Source organism: Paenibacillus maysiensis (assembly GCF_000520815.1).
Lineage (GTDB): Bacteria > Bacillota > Bacilli > Paenibacillales > Paenibacillaceae > Paenibacillus > Paenibacillus maysiensis.
Genome location: NZ_ASRY01000018.1, coordinates 1 through 1765 on the forward strand (window position 1 = coordinate 1; position 1765 = coordinate 1765).

Consider the following 1765-nt stretch of genomic DNA (forward strand, 5'->3'; position numbering starts at 1 on the left):
TGATGTGATTTCTTTATTTGATGCCTATAACGCATTGAATTCTGACTTGGTCAATGAAATTGCAGATCATCGCAACGCCTATCTTGTGATTGAGAATGCCAAGCTGGAAGCTGAAGATTTATTGAATATGAAGAAGATGGGCATTATTCAGGTTCCGGCTGGTGGGAAAGTAAGCTGGCTCACGAAGGAGATTAACGATTCCTTTGTGAAAAACGAGTTAGATAACATTGAACGCAAAATTTTCGATATGATGGATCAGGTTAATTTTAATGAGAATTGGGCCAGTAATACCTCCTCCTTGGCACTGAGAAATAAGTTGCTAAATTTGGAGAATCGAGTGGCGATGCGTGAAGCGTTGATGGAAAAGGCGATCAAGCAGCGATTACGGAATTTCTTTACGTTTCTGCACATTAAAGAAGGCGTGCAATATGATTACCGGGATATCGCCGTAAAATTCACAAGAAACTTGCCAACAGATTTGGTGGGGATGGCAGATGTGATTGTGAAACTGAAAGAAGTGGTCTCACAGGAAACGTTGCTTACATTGCTTCCATTTGTCGAGAATCCGAAGCTGGAATTCAATAAATTTCATGGGGAGCAGCAACGATTAACAGATGTGAGTAAGGAGAAATCGAATGCAGAATAAAAATAGTATCAAGCGGCTGATGAAGAATAATTGTGCATGTTATCTTGGAGCAAAGCACGGTATTCAAAACTATTGCTGTTTACAGGATGGCCCATGTGTATTTTTCGCTCAAGATGATTCTCTTCCCCGTTGTAGCTATTTTGAAAAAGGAGTTTTACCCATAGACGAGAAGCTGGAACGAGAATATACGTCTGAACGGAATATGGAGACTGAGCCTAAGACAGCGAAGCCGAGGGTGAACTGTACACGTTGTGGAGGAACATTTTCGGCAAATTCGAATCGGCAGAAATGTTGTGAGAAGTGTAGAGGTAGGGCGAGAAAGGAAAGTATCAGGATACGTGTTCGGAAGTTCAGACAAAAAGACGGCTCGATGTAACGCTTTAGGCTGTCAAAAATCCCTATAAACAAAGGGTTAAAAATAGGCAAAAATGAGGAGTTGGTATGTTCGTACCTTTTCGTCACTTTTGCGTTTTCTAATGCGTTACATGATTATCTTGAGCATGATATTCAATATGATACAGTTTCAGCATACATATTCGTTTCAGAAGTTCAGTCAAAGATAGGCTTGATGTAACGCTTTAGGCTGTCAAAAAGCCGTATAAACAAAGGATGAAAAATAGCCAAAAGTGGGGAGTGGGCATGTTTGTACCTTTTCCTCGTTTTTGTGATTTCTAAAGCGTTACATTGCTGTCCTGAGCATGACATTAAAAGGCTCCATACATACATAAGCGTGTTCGGTTCTGTGAGTCGAATGGGCGATAAAGGAGATTATCGAAAATGAATTTAGAACAAATGAAGCAGTTGATTGAAGAAAACCAAACCAAAGAGGAATGGCAAATGTATCTTCAGGGTTTGAATCCGTATAGCGTGGAGGGGATGGAGCAATATATCCAATCTAATCAGCAAGCAAAAAGTTGGTTCGATAGCACGGTGGACAAACGATCCGCTAAATCGCTGGAAACGTGGAAATCCAATCATTTGGAAAGTGCAGTGGATGCTGAGATCAAGAAGCGATTCCCGGCTAAGGATGAAAAAGAAATTGAAGTCGAAAAGCTACGAGCCGAAGTCGAAAATATGAAGCTGGAGAAGCAGCGTGAACGGTTAACCAGCCAAGCGATC

Annotated in this window: 2 protein-coding genes; both read left to right on the forward strand. The window is 41.1% G+C overall.

Features of this window, described 5'->3' with window-relative positions:
• Positions 1-646, forward strand: a 646-nt coding sequence (locus tag L696_RS0101285) for a phage portal protein (RefSeq protein ID WP_025682037.1), incomplete at its 5' end; no start/stop codon positions are given.
• Positions 647-1423: 777 nt separating this feature from the next.
• Positions 1424-1765, forward strand: a 342-nt coding sequence (locus tag L696_RS0101295; RefSeq protein WP_025682039.1) for a capsid assembly scaffolding protein Gp46 family protein, incomplete at its 3' end; no start/stop codon positions are given.